The 26,755-nt window shown below is 67.5% G+C and carries 26 protein-coding genes; 12 read left to right on the top strand and 14 right to left on the bottom strand.

Features of this window, described 5'->3' with window-relative positions:
• Window positions 1-8 precede the first annotated feature (8 nt).
• Window positions 9-893, bottom strand: a complete 885-nt coding sequence (locus IBX22_RS03020) for an SDR family NAD(P)-dependent oxidoreductase (protein WP_194813843.1) — start codon at window positions 891-893, stop codon at window positions 9-11.
• Between the two features lie 8 nt (window positions 894-901).
• The gene (locus IBX22_RS03015; RefSeq protein ID WP_194813842.1) at window positions 902-1,777 is read right to left on the bottom strand and encodes a metal-dependent hydrolase; all 876 of its coding nucleotides are present in this window, start codon (window positions 1,775-1,777) and stop codon (window positions 902-904) included.
• Window positions 1,778-1,959: 182 nt separating this feature from the next.
• Between IBX22_RS03015 and IBX22_RS03010 the strand changes: the two genes are divergently transcribed.
• Window positions 1,960-2,889 carry a S1C family serine protease gene (locus tag IBX22_RS03010; RefSeq protein WP_194815540.1) on the top strand — a complete coding sequence of 310 codons (930 nt, stop codon included), beginning with the start codon at window positions 1,960-1,962 and terminating at the stop codon, window positions 2,887-2,889.
• Window positions 2,890-2,931: 42 nt separating this feature from the next.
• Here the strand turns inward: IBX22_RS03010 and IBX22_RS03005 are convergent, their stop codons facing one another.
• On the bottom strand, window positions 2,932-3,690 hold the full coding sequence (locus IBX22_RS03005; protein ID WP_375540196.1) for a TVP38/TMEM64 family protein: 759 nt from the start codon (window positions 3,688-3,690) through the stop codon (window positions 2,932-2,934).
• 182 nt (window positions 3,691-3,872) lie between these two features.
• Here IBX22_RS03005 and IBX22_RS03000 point away from each other — a divergent pair, with 182 nt between their 5' ends.
• From IBX22_RS03000 to meaB, 3 genes are read left to right on the top strand one after another with little or no spacing between them, the layout of a single operon-like run.
• Window positions 3,873-5,714 carry a methylmalonyl-CoA mutase family protein gene (locus tag IBX22_RS03000; protein WP_228538151.1) on the top strand — a complete coding sequence of 614 codons (1,842 nt, stop codon included), beginning with the start codon at window positions 3,873-3,875 and terminating at the stop codon, window positions 5,712-5,714.
• Entirely contained in the window at window positions 5,714-7,975 is a 2,262-nt protein-coding gene (scpA, locus tag IBX22_RS02995; protein ID WP_194813840.1) for a methylmalonyl-CoA mutase, read from the top strand. Before IBX22_RS03000 ends, scpA begins: the two co-directional genes overlap by 1 nt.
• Window positions 7,975-8,979 carry a methylmalonyl Co-A mutase-associated GTPase MeaB gene (gene meaB, locus IBX22_RS02990; protein ID WP_194813839.1) on the top strand — a complete coding sequence of 335 codons (1,005 nt, stop codon included), beginning with the start codon at window positions 7,975-7,977 and terminating at the stop codon, window positions 8,977-8,979. Before scpA ends, meaB begins: the two co-directional genes overlap by 1 nt.
• A gap of 212 nt (window positions 8,980-9,191) precedes the next feature.
• Here meaB and IBX22_RS02985 read toward each other — a convergent pair whose 3' ends face one another.
• Window positions 9,192-9,521 (bottom strand): cupin domain-containing protein, encoded by a 330-nt coding sequence (locus IBX22_RS02985; RefSeq protein WP_194813838.1) that lies wholly within the window; start codon window positions 9,519-9,521, stop codon window positions 9,192-9,194.
• A gap of 79 nt (window positions 9,522-9,600) precedes the next feature.
• Here IBX22_RS02985 and IBX22_RS02980 point away from each other — a divergent pair, with 79 nt between their 5' ends.
• Window positions 9,601-11,010: a PLP-dependent aminotransferase family protein gene (locus IBX22_RS02980; RefSeq protein ID WP_309234399.1), complete on the top strand. Its 1,410-nt coding sequence runs from the start codon at window positions 9,601-9,603 to the stop codon at window positions 11,008-11,010.
• Between the two features lie 64 nt (window positions 11,011-11,074).
• Here the strand turns inward: IBX22_RS02980 and IBX22_RS02975 are convergent, their stop codons facing one another.
• On the bottom strand, window positions 11,075-11,668 hold the full coding sequence (locus IBX22_RS02975) for a TetR/AcrR family transcriptional regulator (RefSeq protein ID WP_194813836.1): 594 nt from the start codon (window positions 11,666-11,668) through the stop codon (window positions 11,075-11,077).
• Window positions 11,669-11,717: 49 nt separating this feature from the next.
• Between IBX22_RS02975 and IBX22_RS02970 the strand changes: the two genes are divergently transcribed.
• The 4 genes from IBX22_RS02970 to IBX22_RS02955 all read left to right on the top strand — a co-directional run bounded on the left by IBX22_RS02970 (window position 11,718) and on the right by IBX22_RS02955 (window position 14,029).
• Window positions 11,718-12,116 carry a nitroreductase/quinone reductase family protein gene (locus IBX22_RS02970; protein ID WP_194813835.1) on the top strand — a complete coding sequence of 133 codons (399 nt, stop codon included), beginning with the start codon at window positions 11,718-11,720 and terminating at the stop codon, window positions 12,114-12,116.
• 103 nt (window positions 12,117-12,219) lie between these two features.
• Window positions 12,220-12,957: a thioredoxin domain-containing protein gene (locus IBX22_RS02965; RefSeq protein ID WP_194813834.1), complete on the top strand. Its 738-nt coding sequence runs from the start codon at window positions 12,220-12,222 to the stop codon at window positions 12,955-12,957.
• Between the two features lie 107 nt (window positions 12,958-13,064).
• A complete protein-coding gene (locus tag IBX22_RS02960; protein ID WP_194813833.1) occupies window positions 13,065-13,460 on the top strand; it encodes a hypothetical protein in 396 nt (131 codons plus the stop codon).
• Entirely contained in the window at window positions 13,457-14,029 is a 573-nt protein-coding gene (locus tag IBX22_RS02955; RefSeq protein WP_194813832.1) for a DUF3558 domain-containing protein, read from the top strand. Before IBX22_RS02960 ends, IBX22_RS02955 begins: the two co-directional genes overlap by 4 nt.
• Window positions 14,030-14,182: 153 nt before the next feature.
• Here the strand turns inward: IBX22_RS02955 and IBX22_RS02950 are convergent, their stop codons facing one another.
• Window positions 14,183-14,818 carry an NAD(P)-dependent oxidoreductase gene (locus IBX22_RS02950; protein ID WP_194813831.1) on the bottom strand — a complete coding sequence of 212 codons (636 nt, stop codon included), beginning with the start codon at window positions 14,816-14,818 and terminating at the stop codon, window positions 14,183-14,185.
• A 110-nt stretch (window positions 14,819-14,928) separates the two neighbouring features.
• On the opposite strand from IBX22_RS02950, the gene IBX22_RS02945 reads away from it, so the two are divergent.
• Window positions 14,929-15,423 carry a MarR family winged helix-turn-helix transcriptional regulator gene (locus tag IBX22_RS02945; RefSeq protein ID WP_194813830.1) on the top strand — a complete coding sequence of 165 codons (495 nt, stop codon included), beginning with the start codon at window positions 14,929-14,931 and terminating at the stop codon, window positions 15,421-15,423.
• Between the two features lie 207 nt (window positions 15,424-15,630).
• Here IBX22_RS02945 and IBX22_RS02940 read toward each other — a convergent pair whose 3' ends face one another.
• On the bottom strand, window positions 15,631-16,470 hold the full coding sequence (locus IBX22_RS02940) for an oxygenase MpaB family protein (protein ID WP_194813829.1): 840 nt from the start codon (window positions 16,468-16,470) through the stop codon (window positions 15,631-15,633).
• A gap of 180 nt (window positions 16,471-16,650) precedes the next feature.
• Between IBX22_RS02940 and IBX22_RS02935 the strand changes: the two genes are divergently transcribed.
• Window positions 16,651-17,580 carry a TIGR03621 family F420-dependent LLM class oxidoreductase gene (locus IBX22_RS02935; protein ID WP_194813828.1) on the top strand — a complete coding sequence of 310 codons (930 nt, stop codon included), beginning with the start codon at window positions 16,651-16,653 and terminating at the stop codon, window positions 17,578-17,580.
• Window positions 17,581-17,726: 146 nt separating this feature from the next.
• Window positions 17,727-18,005 (top strand): YggT family protein, encoded by a 279-nt coding sequence (locus IBX22_RS02930; protein ID WP_194813827.1) that lies wholly within the window; start codon window positions 17,727-17,729, stop codon window positions 18,003-18,005.
• Here IBX22_RS02930 and IBX22_RS02925 read toward each other — a convergent pair.
• From IBX22_RS02925 to IBX22_RS02895, 7 genes are all read right to left on the bottom strand, one after another.
• A complete protein-coding gene (locus tag IBX22_RS02925) occupies window positions 17,990-20,128 on the bottom strand; it encodes an MMPL family transporter (protein ID WP_194813826.1) in 2,139 nt (712 codons plus the stop codon). The genes IBX22_RS02930 and IBX22_RS02925 overlap by 16 nt on opposite strands.
• A gap of 129 nt (window positions 20,129-20,257) precedes the next feature.
• Window positions 20,258-21,433 carry a peptide synthetase gene (locus IBX22_RS02920; protein WP_194813825.1) on the bottom strand — a complete coding sequence of 392 codons (1,176 nt, stop codon included), beginning with the start codon at window positions 21,431-21,433 and terminating at the stop codon, window positions 20,258-20,260.
• A complete protein-coding gene (locus IBX22_RS02915) occupies window positions 21,430-22,473 on the bottom strand; it encodes an NAD(P)-dependent oxidoreductase (protein WP_194813824.1) in 1,044 nt (347 codons plus the stop codon). The genes IBX22_RS02920 and IBX22_RS02915 overlap by 4 nt, the downstream gene beginning before the upstream one ends.
• Window positions 22,470-23,006 carry a hypothetical protein gene (locus IBX22_RS37235; RefSeq protein WP_228538150.1) on the bottom strand — a complete coding sequence of 179 codons (537 nt, stop codon included), beginning with the start codon at window positions 23,004-23,006 and terminating at the stop codon, window positions 22,470-22,472. The genes IBX22_RS02915 and IBX22_RS37235 overlap by 4 nt, the downstream gene beginning before the upstream one ends.
• Window positions 23,003-24,670, bottom strand: coding sequence for a fatty acid CoA ligase family protein (locus IBX22_RS02905; protein ID WP_194813823.1), 1,668 nt, complete (start codon window positions 24,668-24,670; stop codon window positions 23,003-23,005). Before IBX22_RS02905 ends, IBX22_RS37235 begins: the two co-directional genes overlap by 4 nt.
• On the bottom strand, window positions 24,667-25,557 hold the full coding sequence (locus IBX22_RS02900; protein WP_194813822.1) for a hypothetical protein: 891 nt from the start codon (window positions 25,555-25,557) through the stop codon (window positions 24,667-24,669). Before IBX22_RS02900 ends, IBX22_RS02905 begins: the two co-directional genes overlap by 4 nt.
• Before the next feature lie 10 nt (window positions 25,558-25,567).
• On the bottom strand, window positions 25,568-26,617 hold the full coding sequence (locus tag IBX22_RS02895) for a 3-oxoacyl-[acyl-carrier-protein] synthase III C-terminal domain-containing protein (RefSeq protein ID WP_194815538.1): 1,050 nt from the start codon (window positions 26,615-26,617) through the stop codon (window positions 25,568-25,570).
• Window positions 26,618-26,755: the final 138 nt, after the last annotated feature.

The following is a 26,755-nucleotide window of genomic DNA, read 5'->3' as shown; positions in this document are numbered from 1 at the left end:
TCATTCAATCAGCTGGTTCGCAGTGCTCGAGCGGCCCAACGCTCCAGTAGTTCGATCGAAAATGGCTGGGTCATACGGCGATTGACGCCCGGCGCGATGCGCAGCAGGAAATAGCCCAGCCAGGCCTCGGGCCGCACCGGCACGACGGCGAGGTCGTAGCGAACCGCTCGCTGCACAGCCCGGGCCACCTGGTCCGGGCTCAATGGATCGAACGGCAATTGCGCGGCGGCAGCCTGGATGCGGCGGGTGAATTCTTTGCCTCGGGCTACCAGCTCCGCATCAACGCCCACCAGGTCGGCGTGCTCACCGATATTGGTGTTGATCAGCCCGGGGCAGATCGCGCTCACCCCAATGCCTTTCGGCCCGAACTCCAACCGCAGGCATTCGGTGAGCATCTTCACCCCGGCCTTGGACACCGAGTAGGCCGACATCACCGGCGTCGGGGTGAACGCGGCCGCGGAGGCGATATTGACGATGTGGCCGCGCTTTCCGGCCTCGATCATCTGCCGGCCGAAGGCCCGGCAACCGTGCACGACACCGAAAAGGTTGACTGCCAGCTGCTTTTCCCAATCGGCGGGTGTCAGGTCGACGAACGCGCCCGACACCGCCATGCCCGCATTATTGACCAGGACGTCCGGAACCCCGTGCGCGGCACGGACTTCACGAGCGAAGCTCTCCCAGGCATCGGCGTCGGTGACATCCAATCGGGCGGCCGAGGCGCGGCCGTGCCGATCCTGGATCAGCTCCACGGTTTCCTTGGCCGCCGGCAGGTCGATATCGGAAACGATCACGTGCGCACCGGCATCGGCGAATCGCAGGGCGGTGGCCCGGCCGATGCCGCTGCCCGCACCCGTGACCACCACCAGGTCGGGGTGAATGTTGTTGAGTTTCATCCGAATCCCTAACGAAGATGGTCGACGAGCTGGCCGTCGTCGCCGAACAGTTCGCGCTGCCACTGCTCCAGCAGCTCGGTGGTGTCGTAGTCGTCGGGGTGGAATCCGGGCCGCAGATAGCGGGCGAGTTCGCGGCCGATGCCCTGGAAGATGGGGCCGGTGAACAGGATTCGCGCCTGCCGGGCTACCAGGATCGGATGCCGGCGAGCGTAGTTGTCGAGTGCGATCGCCGCGGTGAGGCCGCCCGCGGTGATCGGCACCGTCAACGCGAGCAGGCCCACCATGGTGACGATGCGCATGGCCTCGCCGCCACCGACCGCGCGGTAGACGTCGAAGGCCACCGACTTGTGCTCGACCTCCTCCAAGGCGTGCCAGTTCAATAGGTTTCGCACCTCGGCGTCGCCGGCGAGGGCCTGGATCTCGGGCTTGTCCAGAACCCGCACCGCGAGCACGGTGGTGTAGTGCTCGGCCGCGGCGGTCGCGGCCAGGTGCAGGCTCGCGGGCACCAGCTGTTCCAGCTGTTTCGCCCGATCCTGGACGCCGGCGGAGTCGATCCAGGCGATGGGATAGCCCAGGGCCACGAGTTTCGCGTTGAGCTTGCGGTGCTCGCGTCCGTGCGTCGCCTCCTGGGCGGTGAAACCGGTGGCGCGCCGCTTCAGCTCCGGATCGGTGATCTTGCCCGCGACCCGGACCACCGATCGGATGAACGATTCCTCGCCGGGCGGGAAGCCGGCCGACAGACCGGCGATGAAATGGCTGAACACCATGTCTCCGCCCGCGAAGTACTTCGACATCGGTTGTGGTTCACCGAAAGTGAACCGTATTCGCCTGGCCTTCGGATAAACGGCGGCGCGGTCTTTGAGACGCATGCTCGGGTTGCTCATGAGACACCTCGTTGTATCGGAACCCGTGGTACTGGGTATCTCCACGATAGCGTCTCAGACAGTCGCTGGATAGTCTCGAAATCTGCCTTCAAGATCACGAATTCGCTTGTGCCTCTTCCGAACACGATGCGCAACCTTGGGTTCGCAGGCATGCTGGAAGGTGGCGGCAACGGGTGGGCAGGATGGTGGTCGAAGTGGACGACGCTGCGATGGACGCGTACTCGCGCACCGTGATCGAGGTCGCGGGCTCGGTGACACCGCATGTGGCCAGCGTGCGGACGCGGCGGGGAAGCGGATCGGCGGTGGTGTTCACCGACGACGGATTCCTGCTGACGAACGCGCACGTCGTCGGTTCCTCGACCGGCGGCGAGGTGGTCTTCGCCGACGGCGTCGAATCGCGGTTCGACGTGGTCGGTATCGACCCGCTGTCCGATCTCGCGGTGCTGCGCGCCCGCGGTGGCGCACCCGGCGCGGTGCGGCTCGGCGACGCGGACAAGCTCGTGGTCGGGCAACTGGTTGTCGCGGTGGGCAATCCGCTGGGGTTGGCGGGTTCGGTCACCGCGGGCGTGGTCAGCGCGCTGGGCCGGGCGGTACCGGTCGCCTCCCGCCGCGCGGGCCGCGTCATCGAGGACGTCATCCAGACCGACGCCGCCCTCAACCCGGGCAATTCCGGTGGGGCGCTGGCCAATTCGGCCGGACAAGTGGTCGGCATCAACACCGCCGTCGCCGGTATCGGTGTCGGCCTCGCGATTCCGATCAACGTCACCACCCGCCGCATCATCGGCACCCTGCACAGCGAGGGCCGGGTACGCCGCGCCTACCTGGGCCTGGTCGGCATCCCCGCGCCGCTCCCGGCCACCGTCGCCTCCCGCACCGGCCAGCGTGCGGGCGTGCGCATCATGGAGGTCGTCCGCGGCGGCCCGGCCGAACAGGCGGGCCTGCGCCGCGGCGACCTGGTCCTCAGCGTCGCCCGCTCGGAAGTCCGTGATGCCCAGGGCATTCAACGCCAACTCTTCGGCGACGCCATCGGCAAATCGATGCCGGTGACGGTGCTCCGCAACGGCGCGATGGTCGACGTGTTCGCGATCCCGATCGAACTGGCCGTGGACTGAACGGAACCCGATGTTGCGGAGCCGTTCCCGGTCGATTCGGACTCAGCGCGGGCTGACCTGGGCCGTGTCGGTCGCCGAGGTCGGCGTCGGCTGCCAGCGGGCGTCGACGATCAGGCCGGCGATGCCGATCGCGAAACAGGTTGCGGTGATGGCGTACATCGCGGGGTGCGTTCCGCCGGTGAGGGAGTCGGCCAGGATTACGGTGGCGATGGTGCCGGGTGCGGAACCCAGGACCGACGCGATCAGGTAGGGCCAGAAGCGGATCGCGGACAATCCGCAGCAGTAGTTGACGATGGAGAACGGGGCGATCGCGATCATTCGCAGGGAGCCGACGGCGAGCCAGCCGCGGCGGGCCAAGCGCTCGTTGATGTTGCGGACGGCGGGATGGGTGAGGCGGGCGGCGACTCGGTCACGGTCGAGCGCGCGCACCAGAAGTAGCGCCATTGCCGCCGCCGCGGTGGTGGCGACCAAGGCGACCGCGAGGCCGAGCCCGGCGCCGAAGAGCACGCCGCAACTGACGGTGAATACCGATCGGGGGAGCGGAGCCACCGTCGCGAAGGCGTAGATGGCGCAGAACAGCAGCGGGAACCATGGACCGAACGAACCCGCCCACTGCTGGATCTGTACCGGAGTGGGTAGCGGCACCAGCGATCCGGCCACGAACACCGCGGCGATTACAGCGAGTAGAACGATGGTGCGCGGGTTGCGGAGCAGCCGGAACGCGATCTCGCGCCACGTCGGCGCAGTGCCTGCGCGGACCGGGGCGTCAACCCGCTCGACCTCCTCGGTCAGCTCCTTCACCGGCGCCAGGTTACCGGGTGGTAGTGGCGGCCACGGTCAATGGCGGTGCGAGCTACAGCTAGCATCAGGAGTGACGGGACGAATGCTCGTTAACCAAAGTGCTCGCTGAGCTGGGCGAATGTGGCGGTATCGGGTGCGCACTGCGGGTGCGCTCGTGGTCGAGTGGAAGAGGGATGGCAGCTATGCCGAATGCAGATCCGGTGCCGGAATATGCCGCGTGGCGTAAGGGTGTGGCGGGGGTGCTGGCGAAGGCCCGCAGGGTCGAGATCGCTGATTTGCCGGATGAGCCGGAAAAGCTGCTCGAAGAGACCACCTATGACGGGCTGACGATCGCCCCCCTGTACACCCGCCGGGACGAGCTGCCCGAGCAGCCGCTGCCGGGTGCGTTCCCGTTCGTGCGTGGCGGCACTGCCACCCGCGACGTGCACCGGGGCTGGTACGTCAGTGCGTTTGTGGCCGGTGACGGGGCCGCGGCGAACCGGGAGATCCTCGCGGGCCTGGAGAACGGTCTCAGCGCGGTCTGGCTGGGCGCCGGCGAGCGCGGTGTGCCGGTGGCCGAGTTGCCGACGGCCTTGTCCGGCTTGCTGTTCGAGCTCGCGCCGTTGACCTTGGCCGCCGGTGGTGCGGTATCCGCCGCCGCGGCAGAGGTTTTCGCGGTGCTCGACGGATACGAGACCGCGGATGTTTCGGCGATCCAGGTGGCGCTCGGCGCTGCCCCGCTGACCAGCCGCTTCGCCGGAACCGATGACGTCGAGTTGACCGAAGCCGTGCAGCTGGCCGGTCAGGCGATCGCGCGACCGGAGACGGTGCGGGCAATCACCGTGGACGGCACCGTCTTCCATGACGCGGGCGCAGCCGAGGCGCAGGAGCTGGGCGCGGCGGTCGCCGCCGGTCTGGAGTACCTGCGCAAGCTCACCGCCGCCGGCTACGGCACCGCGGCCGCGCTGGGCCAGCTGGAGTTCCGTTTCGCCGCGACCGACGACCAGTTCGCCACCATCGCGAAGTTCCGTGCCGGCCGCCAACTCTGGGCTCGCGTCGCCGAGGTGTGCGGTCTGCCGACCTTCGGTGGCGCGCCGCAGCACGCGGTGACCTCGGCCGCCATGATGAGCCAGCGCGACCCCTGGGTGAACCTGCTGCGCACCACGCTCGCCGCGTTCGGCGCGGGCGTCGGCGGCGCCGACACCGTCACCGTGCTGCCGTTCGACTCCGCGCTCCCCCCGGGCGAGCTCGGTGTCTCGAAGTCGTTCTCCGACCGCATGGCTCGCAACACCCAGCTGCTGCTGCTCGAGGAATCCCATCTCGGATTCGTGCAGGACCCGGGTGCGGGCTCCTGGCACGTGGAGAGCCTCACCGCCGACCTCGCCGCCAAGGCCTGGGAATTCATGCAGGAACTGGAGACCGCGGGCGGCTACCTGGCCGCGCTGGACTCCGGTCTGCTCGCCGAGCGCATCGCCGCGACCAAGGCCGCACGCGATTCCGATGTGGCGCACCGCAAGACGGCCGTCACCGGCGTCAACGAGTTTCCGAACCTGGCCGAGAAGCCGCTTTCGGAGGCGGCACGGGAGCCGGGCCGAGTGGCCCGTTACGGGGCCGCGTTCGAGGAGCTGCGCAACCGCTCGGATGCCTACCTGGCCGAGCACGGCACGCGTCCGAAGGCGCTGCTGGTGCCCCTGGGTAGCGTCGCCGAACACAATGTGCGGGTCACGTTCATCGCGAACCTGCTCGCTTCGGGCGGTATCGAATCGATCAATCCCGGCCCGCTGACCGTCGAGGGAATCGCCACGGCCGCAAAGGAATCCGGTGCATCGATCGCGGTGCTGTGCGGTGCGGACAAACGCTACGGCGAAGAAGCCGGTGCGGCGGCGACACAGCTGCGCGCCGCCGGTGTGGACACCGTACTGCTGGCCGGTGCGGCGAAAGCCGTTGCCGCGCTGAGCGATGCCGAGCGTCCCGACGGATACCTGGCCGCGAAGATCGATGCGGTCGCGGCACTATCCGGCCTGCTGGAGAAGGTAGGAGCCTGATGACAATGTCGGAAATCAAGCATGTGATCGGCAATTTCGCCGAGGTGCCGTTGCACGAGCACGCACCCGAGGCCGCCGCGGTGGATGCCGCGCAGGTCGAGGCGTACATCGCGGGCGCCGCCGAGGCGAACCACTACACGCCGAGCCAGCTGTCCTGGCCGACCCCCGAGGGCATCGACGTGCCGCCGGTGTTCACCAAGGCCGACCGGGATGCCGTTGCGGCCGAGGGCTATCCGCTCGACAGCGTGCCCGGTATCGCCCCGTTCCTGCGCGGCCCGTACCCGACGATGTACGTCAACCAGCCGTGGACCATCCGCCAGTACGCGGGCTTTTCCACCGCCGCCGACTCCAATGCCTTCTACCGCCGCAACCTGCAGGCCGGACAGAAGGGTCTCTCGGTCGCCTTCGACCTGGCCACGCACCGTGGCTACGACTCCGACCACCCGCGCGTGCAGGGTGACGTCGGTATGGCCGGTGTCGCGATCGACTCCATCCTGGACATGCGCCAGCTCTTCGATCACATTCCGCTGGACCAGGTTTCGGTGTCGATGACGATGAACGGCGCGGTGCTGCCGATTCTCGCGCTCTACGTCGTGGCCGCCGAGGAACAGGGCGTCGGACCCGAGCAGCTGGCCGGAACCATTCAGAACGACATTCTGAAAGAGTTCATGGTCCGCAACACCTACATCTATCCGCCGAAGCCGTCGATGCGGATCATCTCCGACATCTTCGCCTACACCAGCGCGAAGATGCCGAAGTTCAACTCCATCTCGATCTCCGGCTACCACATCCAGGAAGCCGGTGCGACAGCCGATCTGGAGCTGGCTTACACCCTCGCCGACGGTGTCGAGTACCTGCGCGCCGGGATCGACGCGGGCATGGAGGTCGACAAGTTCGCGCCGCGGCTGTCGTTCTTCTGGGCGATCGGCATGAACTTCTTCATGGAGGTCGCGAAACTCCGGGCGGGACGGCTGCTCTGGAGCGAGCTGGTCGCGAAGTTCGAGCCGAAGAACGCGAAATCGCTGTCGCTGCGCACTCATTCGCAGACCTCGGGCTGGTCGCTGACCGCCCAGGACGCCTACAACAACGTGGCGCGCACCTGCATCGAGGCGATGGCCGCGACCCAGGGGCACACCCAGTCGCTGCACACCAACGCCCTGGACGAGGCCCTCGCGCTGCCGACAGACTTCTCCGCGCGTATCGCCCGCAACACCCAGCTGCTGATCCAGCAGGAGTCCAACACCACGCGGCCGATCGACCCGTGGGGCGGTTCCTACTACGTGGAATGGCTGACCCATCAGCTGGCCAACCGGGCTCGTGCGCACATCGCCGAGGTCGAGGCGCACGGCGGTATGGCCCAGGCCATCGGCGAGGGCATTCCGAAGCTGCGCATCGAAGAGGCCGCCGCCCGGACCCAGGCCCGCATCGACACCGGGCAGCAGCCGGTGATCGGCGTCAACAAGTACCAGGTGGAGGAGGACCAGCAGGTCGAGGTCCTCAAGGTCGAGAACTCGCGGGTGCGGGCCGAGCAGATCGAGAAGCTGCAAAGGCTGCGCGCCGAGCGCGATTCCGAAGCCTGTGAGCGGGCGCTCAGCGAATTGACCCGGGCCGCAGCCGCTTCGGAAGGCGGCATGGAGAACAACCTGCTCGCCCTGGCCATCAACGCCGCCCGCGCCAAGGCCACCGTCGGCGAGATTTCCGACGCGCTGGAGAAGGTGTACGGCCGGCACCAGGCCGAGATCCGTACGCTTTCCGGTGTGTACCGCGACGAAGCCGGGAAGGTCACCAACATCACCAAGGCCATCGAACTGGTCGAGGAGTTCGCCGAAGCCGAGGGTCGCCGGCCGCGCATCCTGGTCGCCAAAATGGGCCAGGACGGGCACGACCGCGGCCAGAAGGTGATCGCCACCGCCTTCGCCGACCTCGGCATGGACGTCGATGTGGGCCCGCTGTTCCAGACCCCCGAAGAGGTGGCGCAGCAGGCGGCGGACAACGACGTGCACATCGTCGGTGTTTCGTCGCTGGCCGCAGGCCATCTCACGCTGGTGCCCGCCCTGCGGCAGGCGCTGGCCGAGGCCGGGCGGCCCGACATCATGGTCATCGTCGGCGGCGTGATCCCGCCCGATGACTTCGCCGAGCTCTACGAGGCTGGTGCGGCGGCGATCTTCCCGCCCGGCACCGTGATTGCCGACGCGGCGATCGACCTGCTGAAGAAGCTGGGCGCGTCGCTGGGGCACGAGATCGGTGGCGACGGCGCGTAATGAACAAGCGCGTCATTGATGTAGACGCACTGGCCGAGGCGGTCCGCAATAACGAGCGGGCCGCCTTGGCGCGTGCCATCACCCTGGTCGAGTCGACGCGAGCCGATCACCGGCAGCAGGCGCAGCAACTGCTGCTGAAGCTGACGCCGGAGGTGGCCAGCTCCGAGGCCGCCGTGGTGTCGAATCGTGTTGGTATCACCGGTGTTCCGGGTGTCGGCAAGTCGACCTTCATCGACGCGCTCGGCATGAACCTGATCGGGAAGGGGCATCGGGTCGCCGTCCTTGCGGTCGATCCGTCCTCCACCCGCACCGGCGGTTCCATCCTCGGCGACAAGACCCGGATGGCGCGACTCTCGGTGGAGCGCAACGCCTATATCCGGCCCTCGCCGACCGCGGGCACCCTCGGCGGTGTCGCCAAAGCGACCCGCGAGACCATCGTGCTGCTCGAAGCGGCAGGCTACGACGTGATCCTGGTGGAGACCGTCGGCGTCGGCCAATCCGAGGTCACGGTCGCGAACATGGTCGACGTGTTCTGCTTCCTGACCCTGGCCCGCACCGGAGATCAGTTGCAGGGCATCAAGAAAGGTGTGCTGGAACTCGCCGACCTGGTCGCGGTCAACAAGGCCGACGGCAAGCACGAGATGGAAGCGAAATCCGCCGCGCGTGAACTGGCCGGCGCGCTGCGCCTGATCCATCCGCACGACGCCCTGTGGCGCCCACCGGTTCTGACTATGAGTGGCCTGGAAGGCGTTGGCCTGGACAAGTTCTGGGACACCGTCCTGGATCATCGCCGCGTCCTCACCGACGCCGGCGAGTTCGACGAGAAGCGCCGCCGTCAGCAGGTCGGCTGGACTTGGGCCATGGTGCACGACCAGCTGCTGCGCCGCCTCGCGGACAACCCGAACGTGAAAGCCATTCGCGCACAGGTGGAAAAGCAGGTCCGCGAGGGCACGCTGACCGCCGCGCTGGCCGCCGAGCAGCTGCTCGACGCGTTCGACAGCTAAATGACTGGATTCGCGCGGCGATAGCGGCCTAAAGTTCTCCGAGACGGGCCGAAGTCGATCGGTTATCGCCAAGCAGGAGGTCGCGGGTTCGAATCCCGTCGGGTGCGCATTGCTCCTGTGGCCTAACCAGGTAGGGCACCTGCAATTTTCCGGTCGGCACCACCATGACCGTCTGTGGGCCAGGGGATCGTCGAGATCCCCTGGCACACAACTCAGTTCCCGTACTGCTTGGTGTCCGGGCGTTCGATGAGCACGACGTGCGCCGGGGTGTCGGCGACCGGGCGGTGGCGCAGGCCCCTCGGAACGACGAAGAGTTCGCCGGCGGTGAGTACGACCGGATCCCGGTCCTCCAGGTCGAGGCGGAAGGTGCCGTCCCAGCAGAGGAACAGTTCGTCCTCGTCGTGGTGATGCCAAGGGAATTCGCCTTCCAGGCGGGCTACCCGGACGACGGTGTCGTTGACGAGTCCTAGGTCGTGCTGCTGGAACGGGCCGGGCAGCCCGGCGATGGCTTCGGTGATGGAAACGGCGGTGTTTTGGCTCATGGGAGCAATCTTCTGACCGGCTGGTTCGTGATCACAGAGCCAATCGGGCAGAATTGGTTTGGATATGGAGCCAATTGACGTGGCGGAGCGATTGGGCCGCTGGTCGTCGGGTCGCGGACCGCTGTATGTGCTGCTCGCTGCCCGCCTTCGGCAGCTGATCGACGATGCCGAACTGCCGCCGGGGACGCCGCTGCCGCCGGATCGGCAGTTCGCCAGCAGCCTGGCTGTGGGCCGCAGCACCGTGGTCGCGGCCTACGATCTGCTGGAAGCCGAGGGTCGGATCGTGCGGCGGCAGGGGAGTGGCACTCGGGTCGCGGGGTCGGCCGAGTCGGCGGTGCCCGACACCACGGGCGCGCCGATGTTCCTGCACCTGATAGAGCCTCGGCCCGAAGTGATTTCGCTGGCCTGTGCGGCACCGGACGCGCCACCGCCGGAGATCGCCGAAGCCTATGCGCGGATCGTGCCGGAATTGGCCACGATGACAGGTGAAATCGGTTACCACCCAGCCGGTTACCTTCCGCTGCGGACCGCGATCGCCGATCGCTACACCCGGCTCGGAGCTCCGACTCTGCCGGAACAGATCCTCGTCACCAACGGCGGCCAGCAGGCCCTGACTCTGCTCGCTCGTGCCCACCTGCGGCCCGGCGACCGCGTCCTCCTCGAAACCCCCACCTACCCAGGTGCTTTGGAAGCATTCCAGGAGGCATCGGCGGTCCTGCATCCACTGCCGCTCGGCCTGGCCGGTTTCGAGGCGGCCGCACGCGCGCACCACCCGAAACTCGCCTACGTCACTCCGACCTTCCAAAATCCCACCGGCGCAGTTCTTTCCGCTCTCGTTCGCCGCCGGCTCGCGGAGGCGGCCGAATTCGCCGCCGTACCCCTCATCGTCGACGAAGTCCTCGCCGACCTAGCCTTCCCCGGCGAACCGACCCCACCGCCGGTCGCCGCCGACGTCGACTCCGTCATCACGATCAGCTCCCTCAGCAAGAACCTCTGGGGCGGCCTCCGAGTCGGCTGGATTCGCGCCACCCCCGCTCTGATCGCCCGCTTGGCCCGCCTGCGCGCCGTCGGTGACCTCGGTGGAAACCTCCCCGCCCAAATGGCCGCCACCCACCTCGTCGCCGACCTCGACACCCTGTGCCGCACCCACGCCGTCCACCGAAAAACCGCCCACGACACGCTATTAGCGGCCCTGTCCACCCACCTCCCCGACTGGCTTCCCACCCCGGTCCGCGGCGGCCAATCCCTCTGGTTCCGCCTACCCCACGGCGACGGCAACTCCTTCGCCCAAACCGCCCTCCGCCACAACATCGCCATCCTCGCCGGCAACGGCCTCGACATCACCGGCGCCAGCAACGACCACATCCGGCTCCACTTCCGCCACCCACCCGAGGTCCTGCACGAGTCCGTCACTCGCCTGGCTGCCGCCTGGCACGCCTACCATCCACCGGCCCGCAAAACGGCACCCCCACCAGCCTTCGCCATCTAAGGAGTTCCCCGCCCGACTATCCGGATCGTCAACGGAGGGTGCTGAGCCCGCTGGGAGGTCTTGTTCACGGTGTCGCGCGCAGCTGAGTGGTCAATGCGGTGGCGAGGGCGGTGGCGGTGTCGGCGTGTAAAGCGCTGGGGTGGAATAGGAGTCGGTACCAGAGGACGCCGAAGGCCTGTTCGACGGCTAGGTCGATGGGGGCGGTCGGGGGGATTTCGCCGCGGGTTCGGGCGCGTTCGATGAGGTTGGTGAGGGCGGTGCGGCGTTGGGTGAGGAAGTTGTCGAGTGCTTCGGACAGGCTCGGGTCGTCCTGGGCGGCGATGGCGGCGGTGATCAAGGCGCGGCGGTTGCGTTCGATTCCGGCGGCTTCGAAGGTGGCTCGGAGGAAGTGGTCCAGGTCGGCGTGCAGGGTGCCGGTGTCGGGGATCGTGACGGCGTGTTCGGCGCTGTGTACCAGGGCGTCGAGGAGGACGGCGTCTTTGGAGGGCCACCAGCGGTAGATGGTTTGGCGGCCGACGCCGGCGTGGGCGGCGAGGCGGTCGATGGTGACGCCAGCCGTGCCGTGTTCGGCGAGGAGTTCTGTTGCGGCGCTGAGGATTGCGGCGCGGGCCTGCTCGTTGCGGCGGGAACCTGTGTGGGTGCGGCGGGGCGTCGACATCGGTCCAGGATAGCTTGACGAGACTGACAGTCTCGACAACACTCGGTGTATGGCTACAGCAACGAAATCCTGGCGGCTTCGCTTCGATCACTTCTTCCACCGCAGGCTCGCGAACCCGATCGCCAGCCGCGTGCCGGGGCAGATCCTCTTGGAGACCCTCGGCCGCAAGTCCGGTCAACTGCGGCAGACACCGGTCGGGGGAAAGATCGACGGCAAGCACTTCTGGATGGTGTCGGACCACGGCGACCAATCCGATTACGTGCGAAACATCAAGGCGAACCCTTCGGTGCGCGTTCGTGTCGGCGGCATATGGCACAACGGCGTCGCCCACCCGATGCCCGAAGACGATGCGCTGGCCCGCCTGAAGACGTTGCCGCGCATGAACAGTGCTGTCGTGCGCGCGCTCGGCACCAACCTGCTCACCGTCCGGATCGACCTCACCAACTGAAGTCTGTGCGCACGCTGAGAGACGGTCGGCCGGTGCTCGGGCCGGTCGGCAGCGCCGATTAGGGTGGCTGAGCGAATGCTTCAGCGAGCGAAAGTGATGGTGCGTGACGGTGAACGCCTACCCGGGTGCGGGGACTCCTCCGCAGCGCAATGACCGCAAGATCCTCATTCAGGTGCTGGTGGCGGTCGCGCTGGTGGCGGTGATCGCGGTGGTCGGCGTGGTGCTGGTGCTGCGCAAGACCGCGAACGCCGACGATGCGGTGACGAGACAGCCGCTGCCCGCTACGCCGCAGAATGTGGCGGCCGACGGGTCCGTGCGGGTCGGGGCAGCGGACGCCAAAGTGGTTGTGCGGCTGGTCGCGGATCTGCAATGCCCGGCGTGCCAGACGTTCGAGAAGTACAACGGCGCGGTGCTCGAAGATGTTGTGGCCAAGGGGGAGGCGGCCGTCGAGTACAGCATCATCACCTTCCTGGACCGGGCTTCGACCGACAAATACTCCTCGCGTGCGGGCAACGCCTCCTACTGCGTCGCCAACACCGGCACCGGGAACTATCAGAAGTGGCTGACCGCCATGTTCGAACAGCAGCCGCACGAGGGTGGCGCGGGCCTGTCCGACAGCAAGCTCATCGACATCGCCGAGAGCGCCGGATACACGGATTCGTCTGTGGCGCAGTGCATCACCGAACGCACCTACGACGGCTACCTGCGGCAGAAGACCGAGGAGGTCTTCGCCACGGGCGTGAACTCCACCCCGACCGTCCTCATCAACGGCACCCAGGTCCCCAACCGTCAACTCGGCACCGAGAACGGACTCGCTGCGGCCATCGCCGCCGCCCGCTGACCCCGCCGCCCCTCCCGCCGCACCGGATTCGGCCGAAATTACCGGCCGATGGAACCTGTGCGCCCGCCCGTGCGTCTCTATGATCAAGCGGAACCAGCGGAAGGGGCGTGACGGTGGCGATAGAAAGCCCGTTCGGGGCATACATCGAGGACGCGAAGTCGGGGGCGTTGGCGGTGCGCATGGAACCGCAGGTGTTCCTCGACATCGACAAGGCGTGTCAGGACCTGATCATCGAACTGTCGACGGTCCAGAACGACGCCCGCGCCCTGGGGGAACAGGCGTCGTGGGGCCTCGGGGAAGACAATCCGCGGCTGTGGTCGGCAATCGAGCTGGTGAAGTTGTTCCGGGAGAAGGCATTCGGTGGTCCGAACAACGCCTACGACACCCTCGCGGACTACATCGCCGTCGCCGGCGAGATCCAATCGCTGTTCAAGACCATCCAGGAAACCTACGAGCGCACCGATGAAGACTTCGCCCGCCGCCTCCGTGAGCTGCGCGTATGAATATCACTTCGGCGCGAATCGCCTGCGCCACAGCCACGGTCGCGCTGCTCGTATCGTGCGGTAACGACACTCCCGGCAAGCCGACTACCACCTCCCAAGCGTCGGCCTCCAGCGCCGCGTCCGCCACGGCGACCAGTACATCCACTTCCGCTGCGGCATTCGACCCGTGCACCGCTTTGACCACACAGCTCTTGTCGCAGCACCAGTGGAACGCGCGCCCGCCTGCGCAGCGGCAGGACCAGGTCGGCGGGTTCACCTGGAAGGGCTGCCTCTACGTCGCGCAGACCACCTACACATTCCGCGTGCAGACCAGCAACGCGACCCTCGCCCAGGTCCGCGAAAAGTTCCCCTCAGCAGCCGATCTCACTATCGGCGGCCGGAAAGCCTTGCGCTACGAGGCGCGTCCGGACGTCCCGGGCGGCTGCACGCTCAACATCGAGATGAAGTCCGGATCGCTGTCGATCCTTGTCGACGACCCGCGGGGTGTGCACCCGCGCAAGCTCAGCCCCTGCGACAACGCCAAGGAGATCGCCGAGGCGGTGGCGCCGCTGCTTCCCGCCGGAAGCTGAGCACCACCCTCCTTGCGCGGTCATCCTCGAGGCCTTGGTCATCTGCTGCGGCATCGCGTGCGCGCGGACTGCCGCCCGCGCACGCGATGCAGCGTTCCCGATCATCCGGGCCACGTGTCATTCCGGAGCAGAAGGGCACGGGGCGGCAGGTGATCAGGCTGCCGCGACCGTGAACCGCGTTCGGCGGTGGGCGGGCTGCTCGGCTTCGTCGAGAAGTGCGACTGCGAAGTCCTCCATGGAGATGGTGGAGACACCCTCGTCGTCGGTGAGGAGTTCGTCGCGGCCGAGGCGGTAGTCGCCGGTGCGGTGGCCGGGGATGAGTTCGGCGGGCGGGCTCAGGTAGGTCCAGTCGGTGTGGGTGGCGGCTCGGACCAGGTCGAGCTGTTCGGAGCAGGCCTGCGCGATGCCGCGCAGTTGAGCTGGGAAGCCGGGGGTTTCGTGGAGGGTGACGCCGCCCGGCACGGTGAGGGTGGCGGCGCCGCCGACGACCAGTAGGCGGACGTCGGAGCCGGCCAGGCCTTGCAGCATCGCCGCGGTCACGCCCACCAGATCGGATTCGGAGCCGGCCGGGGGACGGGTCGCGGTGATGACGAGATCTTGTCCGGTGCTGAGCCTTTCGATGTCGGCGGGCACCGATGCGTCGCCGACGGCGAGTTGTGCGCCGGTGGGTACGGCACCCGCGCGGGCAAGGTCCCGGACCACGGCGGTGACCTCGTGTCCGCGGGTCAGGGCCTCGGCCACGACCCGGCTGCCGACCTCGCCTGCTGCTCCGAACACTGTGATGCGCATGATCTTTCCTCTCCAAGCTTGGTTACTTAGCTCTAAGGAACATAGTTTAGGGCTAAGAAAAGTCCCGCTATGAGATAGCTCACCGCTGAGGTATTCGCTAGGCTGCGAGCGTGACCGATCACGTCGACCGGGTGCTCGCCCAATGGCAGACCCAACGCCCGGACCTGGATGTCTCGCCGATGGCGGTGCTGGGCCGACTGAGCAGACTCGGCCAGTTCACCGGCGCCGAGCTGCGCAAAAACTTTGCCGCGCACGGCCTCGACGCCGCATCCTTCGACGTCCTCGCCACCCTGCGCCGCAGCGACCCACCGCACTGCCTCACCCCGACCGAGCTCATGCGCTCGGCAATGGTCACCTCCGGTGCGATCACCCAGCGCTTGGATCGCCTGGAGGAACGCGGGCTCGTCACCCGGGCGCGCAGCGAATCCGATGGCCGCGGAATCCAGGTCACCCTCACCGATGAGGGGCGTGCACTCGTCGACGAGGCGTTGCCTGATCACGTGGCCACCGAGGAACGCCTCCTCGCCCCGCTGAGCCCAGCACAACGTGCCCGCCTGGCCGCCACGCTGCGCACCTTGCTCGAATCCCTCGGTGACACAGTCTGAACCTGCTGATCACGCGCCGCGCTCCGTCTAGCGCGGTCAGAGAAGCTGTCGCGCACCTACTCGCGATCTCGCCTACGTTGCAGCGGGCGCGACATCCCCACGCCGTTCGGCGCGTTCGGCATGTTCTCGCTCGCGCTCGACGAGTTCGCTGCCTCCGTCGGCCGAATCCGTTCGCTGGTCACCGCCGTCAGCAGTGGTAGCGGGTCGTCATGCCGCCGGGCGATAGCGCTCGGCACGCGTGCCAGCGCCAACCACTCGCAGCGCCGTGCGCAATCCCCAGTGGTTGAGGCGGTGGGGTACGACGCGGGTGCCGTGGGTCAGGGCGGTGGCCATGGCCGTGAAGCTGGCGTTGTCGGCCAGCGTCCATGGGATGCCGAAGCGGTCGCGTACTACCTCAGGTAGGCAGCCGAAGGTGATCACTCGCAGGGGCGGGGACAGGACGTATCCGGCGGCGCGTCCGAGGCGGTCCGGGGCCAGCGGCACCATGTTGACGGTTCCGCCGTGCTGGGCGATGTGCAGAGCGCGCGCCGCCGAAGGGGTCAGCTCTAATTCCTCGGCGCAAATCCGGCGGAACTTCGCTTGGAACGCAACGTAATTCGGCGGCACCGGTCGGGTGCTCACCCCGTAGCGCTCGTACCATTCGACGGTTTCGCCGTAAAGCCGTTCCTGCTCGGCGGGCGTCAGCGTTTCCGGGTGGAAGAACTGCACGGAGCGGAAGATCTCCCAGGTGAAGGTGGCGTGCGCCCACCAGAAGGTCTCCGGTTGCAGCGCGTGATATCGGCGTCCGCGGGTGTCGACACCGCCGATGCCGCGGTGGAGGTCCCGGATGTCGCGGGCGCGGGCGTCGCCGTCGGGCGCGAGGATCGTCGCCCAGATTTGCGGCACCGAGCGGGTGATCCGCTCGAACGGTTCGTTGAAGAAGTCCGAATGTTCCTCGACCCCGGCGCCCAACGACGGGTACATCAGCTGCATCACCCCGGCGGATGCGCCTGGAATCAGCGAACGTACATCGGCGGCATACCGCCGCAGCAGGGAATCGGAGTTCATCGCCGAGGCCTTTCGTGAACCACATTGTTCCCCTTCAAGGTAAGCCGACTGAGACAGTGAAACAACAGCTGTCTCGGACTTGTTGGCGACTCGTTAGCCGGTCGCGCTTCGCCCTGAGCAGAACAGCGGCCGTCGCGACGCCCGGCGAACTACCGTGTGCCGCAACGGAAGGAGCCCCCTATGGCCGCTGCAGTGACGTTCTCGATCCAGGGCAATCTCGCCGGGGTCGAGTCGTGGACGGAGTTCGCGCAGGCCTGCGAACGTGACGGTTTCGACACGCTGCTCTTGCCGGATCATCCCGGCGCGTGTGCCGCGCCGTTCGTGTCGCTGGCCGCCGCGGCGGCGGTGACACAGCGAATTCGCCTGGGCACCAACGTGATCAACGGCGGCCTGTGGGATCCGCTGCCGCTGGCCGTGGAGGTCGCGACACTGGACCTGCTGTCGGCGGGCCGGGTCGATCTGGGCGTCGGCGCGGGCCACAACCCGTTCGAATGGAGCATGCAGGGCGCCGAACGTCCCTCGGCCTCGGCCCGGATCGCGCGCATGATCGAGCTGACCGACCTCACTCGCAGGCTGTTGGCCGGGGAGACGGTGTCGGCCGAAGGCGAGCATTTCACGGTTCGCGAGGCGCTGCTGACCAGCCCGCGCCCGGTCCAGCAGCGGATGCCGCTGCGCGTGGGCGGCAACAACCCCCGCCTGCTGCGCTATGCCGCCGCCACCGCCGACATCATCGACTTCACCGGGCTCGGACGCACCCTGGCCGACGGCCGTGACCACGAAACCCGTTGGGGTGTAGCGCAAATCGATGCCCAGGTGGACCTCGTTCGCCGGGCCGCCGACGCTGCGGGCCGCGCTCCGGAATTCGAAGTCCTCGTTCAGCATCTGGAGATCACCGACGACGCGGAAGCGGCCGCCGACGCCCTGGCCGCGGAGGTGACCGGCGCCACGGGGCAGGACCTCCTGAACGCTCCGTATGTCCTGATCGGCACCCTCGACGAGCTCCGCTCAGAGGTCCTCGAACATCAGAAGCGCTGGGGTTTCGGGAGATTCATCGTCCGGGGTGCCAGCCGGGAGGCGGCGGCTCGCCTGCTGGCCGCGCTGCGTGGGTGAAATAGCGATCTTTCAATACCGGGATCGGGCCTGGTCACTGCTTATTGTGATCTTGAAGCGGTAGCGCGGCTACCGGAACTTTCGGACTGGTCAGCCGCGTTGTAGCCGGTAAGACGCCATTACGGCGATCACTAAGGAGTGCACCAATGGCCTTCCTCGGTTCCCTGCTCGGTTTCCTGACCACCTTGTTCATCATCCTGCTCATCGCCAGGATGGTGCTGGACTGGGTCATGATCCTGGCCGACCGGCCGCAGTGGGCGGAAAAGCCTCGTCAGCTGGTCACCACGTTGACCGAGCCCGTGCTCGCCCCGGTCCGCAAGGTGATCCCGCCGATCCGGTTCGGTGGTACGGGCATCGACCTGGCGTTCACCGTGGTGTTCATCGTCGCGCTGATCCTGCGCACCTTCTTCTACAGCTGGGGCTGAGTCTTCAGCTCGTCCGCTGTTTCGACCACCGTCACCGCGTGACCTCGCCGTTTGAACGGCAGCCACCAGTTCGCCGGACCCATCAGCTGCACCAGCGCCGGCACCAGCAGCATCCGCACCAGCGTCGCGTCGAGGATCAGCGCGGTGATCATGCCGATGCCGATGAACCGCATGGGTGTCAGCGGCGACAGCGTGAACGCGCCGGTGACGAACACCAGCAGCACCGCCGCCGCGGTGATCACCCGGGCGGTCTTGATCGTGCCGATGCGCACCGACTGGGCGGTGTCCGCGCCCGCCTGATGCGCCTCCGACATCCGCGACAGCAGGAATACCTCGTAGTCGGTGGACAGCCCGAAGATCACGGCGATGATCAGCACCATCATGCCCGCGTCGATCGGGCCCGGGGCAACACCGAGGACACCCCCGAGATGCCCCTGGTTGAAGATCCAGGTCAGCACGCCGAAGGTGGCGGCGAGACTGAGGAACGCCATGGCAACGGCCTTGAGCGGCAACACGATCGACCGGAATGCCAGCAGCAGCAACAGCACCGTCGCCAGCACCATGGTCGCGATCATGAACGGCATCCGGGACATGATGGCGTCGATGCCGTCGCGGGCCGCGCCGGTGTCACCGCCGACCTGAATCGTGGTGCCCGCGGGCGGGGTGACCTCGCGCATGGCTCGCACGGTGTCCTGGGCGGCCGGGCTGCGGTCGCCCGCGTCGAGGAACGCGTGCAGCACCACGAAATCCCCGGTGCGCCCGACCTGCGCCACCGAACCGACGCCGGGGACGGCGTCCAGATCGCGGAGGGCGGCGGTGAGCTGCGCCGACTGCGGGACCGCGCCGTCGATGCCCTGCAGCACCGCGGTGGCTCCAGTCTTGGCCGCCGGGAACTTCGCGCTGAGTTCGTCGACGGTCTGCCGCATGGCGTTGTCCGCAGGCAGCGCCCGATGGTCGATCTCGCCGAGCCGGATATCGAGCACCGGCGCGGCCAGCAGCAGCAGGATCGCGCCCACTGCCAGGGCGACGGTTCCGGGCTTGCGCAGCACCGCGTCCACCACCCGGCCCCAGAACTGCTCGGTCCGGTCCTGGCGGGCCAGCTTCTTCGCCTTGGGCCGGCCGATGCGATTGCCGAACAACGCGAGCAGCGCCGGCAGCACGGTCAGCGACAGCAGGGCCGCCAGCGCGACCGCGGCGATGGCGCCGAAGCCCAGCGAGCGCAGCACCGCCTGCGGATAAACGAACATGCCCGCGAACGCGCAGATCAGCAGCAGCGCGGAGAAGGCGACAGTGCGGCCCGCGGTGGCGCAGGTGCGCTGGATCGCGGCGGGCACGTCGCGGCCCTCGCCGATCTCCTCCCGGAACCGGTTGACCAGGAACAACCCGTAGTCGATGGCCATGCCGAGCCCGAGCAGCGAGGCGATGTTCACCGCGAACGTGCTCACCTCGGTGAACTCGGTGAGCACCCGGATCGCACCCATCGAACCGGCCACCGCGAGCAGTCCGACGACCACCGGCAGCGACGCCGCGACCACGCCGCCGAACACCAGCACCAGGATCAGCAGCGTGATGGGCAGCGAAATCGATTCCGCGACAACGATATCGCGCTGCGACTGGGTGGTGATCTCGGTGGATACCGCGCTGTAACCCGACATTCGGGTGTCCACGCCCGGAACCCGCAGTGCCGCTTCGAGTTCGGGATAGGCGGCCAGGCGGGCCTGCTCGTCACCCGCGGTGTACACCACCGCGATCGCCTGTTTGCCGTCGGCCGAGCGCAGGAAAGCCTTGCGCGGCGGCATGCTGGTCCAATAGCTTTCCAGCGGCTTGGCCAGCAGCTTCGGATCGATTCGGTCGAGCCGCGCCCGCACCTCGGGGCCGATATCGTCGACCGTTTTGCCGTCCGGCGCGGTGTAGAGCGCGATCAGATCGGCGTTCTGCGGTCCGAAGTGCGCGCTGACCAGCTGATCGACCTGCGATGACTCACTGTGCGGGTCGGTGAATCCGCCCGCGCTGAGGTTCTTCGAGCCGCCCGCGCCATACAGTCCGAACAACCCGATTCCGGCGACGACCAGGGCCAGTATCAGCTTGGGGTGCGCGATGACCAGCCGTGCCCAGGCGGTCATCGGGTGCCGCCCGCGCGGGTGGTTCGGATGTCGGACGAGATAGTGGTGCTCAAGGGTGCCTCTGCTGCGGTCTGGCGAAATCGATCTCGCTGATTCTGTCTGGGTCGCGATGGTGTCTCGGACAGGGGGTCACTGATTTTCGGAAAAGTCCTGTTCGAGGGTCTGGACGATCCGATCCAGCAGGGCTTCCAGGCGTCCCTCCAGGCCGACGCCGTTGCGGGCCGACACCGTCAGCTCGGTGCGTCCGTCGAACTCCATCAGACCGAACAGCAGCGGCATGGCGACGCTGTGCTGCGGGAGGGCGTAGATGGTGGTCGGTTCGAAACCGGGGACGGCGAGCTCGTCTCGGGTGAAGCGGCCCATGTGGGAGACGGTGGCCGAGGCCAGATTCCGGCCGTGGTCGGCACCCATGCGGTTCAACGAACGCAGCAGGGCGCGGTTGGCGGCGTCGGGGACCATGGTGAGCTTGGTGGCGGCCATCTGGTTCAGCTCCCGGCGCTCGGTCAGGCCGGACTTGATCTGCTCCTTGACGGCAGTCCACGGGGCGCCGGGTTCGATGTCCAGGAACAGCGGCAGCGCCAGGTTGGCGGTGGAACGCAGTTCCGGGTCGTGGCGGCGCAGGTCGACCGGCATCATGATGCGGGAGGTGCCGGAGGTCTGCGCGGCCAGCAGCGCCGCGACCCGGGCCACGGCGCCGGACCCGGTGGCGTGGATGGTGCGGCGGCGCAACAGATGTCGCGCGGCGTGCGGTTCCTGGTGGCCGTGGCCGAGCGCGGTGCGGTAGGTGGGCACCATGGCGGCCGGGCGGCCCGGCGCGCCGATGCGGCGCACCAGTTCGGCGTCGGCGATGGGATCGGGCAGGTCCGTGGGCTCCTCGCCGCGCAATACGCGGAGCACGCTGGTCGCGAACAGGACCATGCCCATGCCGTCCATGGCACCGTGAAAGACGCGGAACACCAGCGTCGTCGGCGCTCCGGTGAGCAGCAGCACCTCGACGGTGGAGTCCGGGGACGGGCCGATCGGGCTGGTCAGCACCGGATCCGCCTCGAGCTCAGGGTATTCCAGCGTGTGCCCGGCCACGACCCGGACGGTCGGGGCGATCCCGCTGTCGATCCACTCCTTGCCGCGCCGGACCAGCCGCGCGCCCGGGCACGCCTGCGCGGCGATCTTGACCGCCTGCTGTAGCTGTTCCGCATCGATCGTGCCGTCGCCCGGGATGACGAGCTGCATGAGGAACGGCGGCGCCATGTCGCGCATCGGGAAGTACATGCGCTCGGTCGGCGAGATCGCCCGGCGGAAAGTCATCGCACATCCTTGGTGAGAGCAATTACGCCGCCCTGGGTTTCGAGCCAGGCGAGGAAGCCGGCCAGGCCGGTTTCCCGGTCCACGATCGGCTGATAGCCGAAATCGCGGGTGGCGGCGGTGGTGTCGTAGGTGGCACTGCGGGTCATCAGCGCGACCGCGTAGCGGGACAGCGGGGGTGACCAGCGGGTCGCGATGAACGGTATGCGCCAGACGGTTTCGATCGCGGTGACGATGGCGTGCAGCACGCGCGGATTCGGCTGGCGGGTCGGCGGTTCGTAACCGAGCTGGGTCGCGACCTGCCCGAGGAAGCGCCACACATTGGTGCGCTCGGCATCGGCGACGAAATAAGCCTTGCCGCCCACCGCATTCGAGCTCGCCGCCTTGACACAGGCCTCGACGATATTGTCGACATGGCAGAGCGAGGCGTAGATGTCGCGGCCGTAGGACAGATCCGGCAGCTTCCCGACGGCGGTGCGGCTCAGCAGACGCACGATCGGGCCGGAACGATCGCCCGCACCCCAGATCGCGCGGGGGCGCAGCGCGCAGGTGCTGAATTCGGTTGTGTTCGCGGCCAATACGGCGCGCTCGGCGGCGGCCTTGGTTTCCGAGTACAGGTTCAGGTATCGCCGCGGGTACGGTACCGACTCGTCGACGTCGAGCTGGTCGCCGCCGTCGTAGTCCATCATGGCGCTGGGGCTGGAGATGAACACGAACCGAGCCGCGCCATTGCGCCGTGCCGATTCCAGGAGACGCTCGGTGGCGGTGACGTTTTCGGCCCAGAATTGGTCGCGGGTGCCGCGCTCGTCGACGCGGGCTGCGCTGTGGAACACAACATCGATGCCGCTGGTCGCCGCGATCAGTGAATCCGGATCGGAGAGATCGCCGTACACCAGCTTTACCTGGTCGCGGGCGTCGCCGAGGTCGGCCAGATTGCTGGTGCGCCGCACCAGAATCGACACTTCGTGCTCGCGGTCGGCGACCAGTCTGCGCACTAGCGCGCCACCAAGGAACCCGGACGCGCCGGTTACCAGTACCTTCATCGCAGATCTCCGTCCGAACTCCTCTGGATTCCCTCGTCGTCCGGAATCCGACCGTCCTCCAGTCGAGCACCGTGGCTCACACCCGCGGTGTCGTCTAGCGGTGATGCATGGATCCCGGCGTTCGCCGGGATGACGGGGGTAGGCCCGGCGTTCGCTGGGGTGACGGGGGTAGGCCCGGCGTCTGCTGGGGTGACGGCAATAGGCCCGGCGTTCGCGGGGATGACCGGGGTGAACTCGGTCGCTTCGCTCCCGCAGCAGGTTTCGCAGTCTGTGACCAAATCCTGTGTGCGCCAATAGGTCAGACCGAAAATCTGGGTCAGCACGGCGGTCTTCAGCGGGTCTCGGCCGTTGGTTGCCCGTAGTGCGGCTGCGATCTGGGCGGCGTGGACGACGATGCTGAGGAACGCGTCTATCCACCAGATGGCGCGCAGCGCCCGGTTCTTCGGTGCTCGACCGGCCAGTGCGGCGAGCAGGCCGCCGATCAGATAGATCCAGCCGAGCACGGGGATCGCCTGGAGTGCACTCGGTTTCATGATGCCTTCACCTGCTTGGTCGCCCAGATCGCGAGCTGTTCGCGGCCGATCTTGGCGTTGTGCCGGATGTCGACCGGGAAGCCCGGGTGTACCAGGAAGTGCTCGATCGGCTTGGTGAGATCGAATGCCGTTGCGCGGGTGAGCAGTGCGCTGATGGTCGCGCCCCGGTCCGCACCCTCGGTCAGCTCCACGCACAGCACCGGGCGCTGGGCTCCTGGTTTGCCGATGCCGACCAGTGCGGTCCGGGAGACACCGGGCAGCGTGTTGAAGATCTGCTCCACCTGCACCGTGAACATTGGTCCGTCGGCGGTCTCGACGCGCTGACTCTTGCGTCCGCAGAACCAGATTCGGCCCTCGTCGTCGATCCAGGCGAGGTCGCCGGTGCGGTGCCAGATCACGGCACCGTCGGTGATCTTGCCTGCGATGTTGGCCTTCTCCGGCCAGTAGTAGTGCGTGCTGACGTTCGGGCCGGAGACGACCAGTTCGCCGATGCCGCGCGAGTTCTTCAGTTGCCCGGAAAGGGCTTCCGCGTCCGACCAGATGGCGATCGGGTCGTCGGTGATGGCGATCAGCCGGGCCTGGATCCGGTCGGAGGGCCGACCGATGCAGGTGCCGTCGCCCCGGTGGGCCCGCTCGACGAGACCATCGAGGAGTTCCCGGGATTCGATGGTCGACATCGGCAACGCCTCGGTGGAGCCGTACCCGGCGAACACCTGCGCGTCCTCGCGCAGCACCTTGCGCAGACCGGCGATGCACCAGTCCGGCACCGGCGCACCGCCGGAGAAGATGCTGCCCAGGCTCTTCAAGTCGGCCGGGTTCGCCTCCAGATACCGCAGCAGCGGAATCAGCAGGGCGGGGGAGGCGAACATGGTGCGCACCCCGAACCGTTCGATCGCGTCCACCACATGCGCGGGATCGGTGGAGCCGACCTTGCTCGGGATCAAAGGCGGTAGCACGCAACGGGATCCGAGCAGCAGATCGAGAATCCCCACCAGCGGCAGCGTGATCAGCGACGTGTCCGGCGCGACCTCGCCGCGCGCGGTGTGCACCTGCTCCACCATGGCGGCCAGATTCCCGTGGGTCAGTTCCACGGCTTTGGCGGGACCGGTACTGCCCGTGGTGAATCCGATAACGAGCACGTCCTCCGGGTCGGCAGGGACCCGCTCCAGCAACACACCGGTCGGCTCGCGTCCCCAGCTCGCCAGCGTCGGCCCGCCCCAGAACCAGCGCTTGCCGACGGTGACCACGGTGCGGACCCGCCGGAAACTGCGCGGGAACAACACCCGCAGCGCGTGCGCGGGCGGAATGCCGATGAACGCCTCGGCCTCGACCGCCCGCAGGCAGTGCACCATCCGGCGCACACCCATGCCGGGATCGATGACCACCGGCACCGCGCCGATCTTCAACAGCGCGAACAGGATCGCGTACAGCTCGGGGCTGGGCAGCACCAGCACGATGGTGCGGGTTCCGCTGTCCACGCCGGAGATGGTCAGCTGTTCGGCGATCGCGTCCGACCACGCGTCGAGCTCGCGGTAGGTGAGCTCGCGGTAGGCGGGCATCCCGTCGGGAGCGGTCCCGTCCGGGGAGATCACCGCCGCCCGCGCCGGTTCCGCGCGCGCGAACGCGCGGAACCGGTCGATCGCCTGCCAGTAAGTGGCCGTCATGCGGGCAACTGGTAGAGCACCGCGGCCGCCGAGGGTCCGGCGCCGGCCGCCACGAACAGCACCCGGCTGTACCCGCCCAGCGAATCCCCGGCCACCGCACGGTCATACGCGAGCGTCAGGGCCGCGGTATGCGGATCGCCGTCGGACAGATCCGGGGTGTGCACCGAATCCTGGTCGATGCCAAGGGTATCGGCGAGCAACTTCGGGAACTCCGGTGCCGGCGTGGAGGCGATCAGCGCGACACCGGACAGGTCCTGATCGGCCAGCGCCGCCCGTGCCGCCTGCACCGCCACCCCGAGCAGCCGGTCGGTGAAATCCGGATCCCGCTCGACCGTCATCAGCGAGCGCCCGACGGTGCCCATCGTGGCGGTGTCGACGTAGGACTCGACGGCGGGGCCGCCCGCCCCGGTCACCGTGTGCACCCGGCCGAAGCCCTCGGCGTCGTCGGTACGCTCCAGCAGCAGCGCGGCACCGGCGGTGGCATAGGGGAATTCGTCGTCCGCCGCGAAACGCTCGAGCGACGGATGGGTGTCACCCGAGACGATCAGCACATGCTCGACGCCGCCCGTCGCCAGCACGGAGGAGGCGACCTGCACCGCGTTGAGCACCCCGACCGCGCCGTTCATCAGGTCGAACGAGAACGTCCGCGGGTCATCCTTGGAGTGATAGTCCAGGCCGATCCCGGCGGCCTTCTGGATCAGCGCCGACACCGCAGGTTCCACCGTGTTGGAATCGCGGAACACGCCCGCGTTGATCAGCACGCCGACCTGCTCGGGGCCGATTCCCGCGCGCTCCAAGCTGATTCGCGCGGCATGGCCGCTGTGCTCGACGATGCTGTTGGTGCTGCCGCCCCGGCTGGTGCCGGTGGCTTTGATACGAACGCCCATGTCAGACCCCTCAGACCTTCAGCGACGAGATGGTGGTGGACAGGAAGCCGGCGACCACGCCGGAGGCCGCGGGGACCATCAGCACCTTCGAACCCGCGTCGATGTTCTGCTCGCCGAGCTGATCGTGCAGCACGATGAAATGCGAAGTGGTGGAGGTGTTTCCGTATTTGTGGATGACATTGAGATCCGGCGGCATCGTGGTGCCGAATTCGCGTGCCGCGATCGCGTTGGCGTAAGGCACGGCCGCGGCGCCGAATTGGTGATGAATGATGTAGTCGAAGGCCTCGTCGGCGAAGGTGGAGTCGCGCTGCTCCAGGAACGCGCGCTGCGCGTCCGGCCACAGCATGAACCGCGCCTCGTTGTGCATCTTGCGGTTGTCGGTGTACAGCGCCACACCTGGCGTCTTGTCGCTGGGCATGCCCAGACACAGGTGCGAATGCTCGGACGCGGTCAGCAACTCGATGTAGTGGATCTTGTCGGCGTCGTCCACGGCCTCGTCGAGCACCACCGCGCAACCCGAGTCGCCCACCGACAGCGACGCGAATTGCAGATCGTATTTCTCCGAAATCTCCTCTACCGCGGTTTCGGCGATCGGAGTAATGGCCTCGCCGCTGACCACCAGGCCGTTGCGTACCGCGCCGGAACGGATCATCCGGTCCAGAATGTAGGTACCGGTGAGCATTCCGGCGCAGGCGTTGGAAACATCGAAGGTAATGGCTTTTGTAGCGCCCAGTTGCTTTCCGATGAAGGAGGCGAAGGACGGCTCCATGTACATGCGGGTGGCGTCTTTGCTGCGCGTGATCGAGGTCGAGATGATCACGTCGAGCTCCGCCGCACCGTAGCGCGACCTGGACAGACAGTCGTCCGCGGCCTTCAGGGCGAGAGTGAGGGAATCCTCGTAGGTTTCCGGCCGGGTGTCGTGCACACGGCGCTCTTTGATTCCGGTGATCTTTTCCAGATCGAAAGCGGGAGCTTCTTTCAACCGTGCGATCAGGTCGTCGGTCGAGACGATATTCGAAGGCAGATAAGCACCGATGGATTCGAACCGAGAATGCGACACATGGGCTCCTGGAATTCGCTGACAGATATGACCGGCGGATCGTCGGTGATCATCGGCGAGCGGGACATTACCCGACAGTAATAACGAGTGAGCAAGTGCAAGAACAGCCGAAACCGTCTGAGACACAAGTGGTCCGGA

The sequence above is a fragment of the Nocardia sp. XZ_19_385 genome (genome assembly GCF_015355755.1).
GTDB lineage: Bacteria > Actinomycetota > Actinomycetes > Mycobacteriales > Mycobacteriaceae > Nocardia.
Note: the sequence above shows the minus strand (reverse complement) of the source record. Positions and strands in the feature narration are given on the sequence as shown.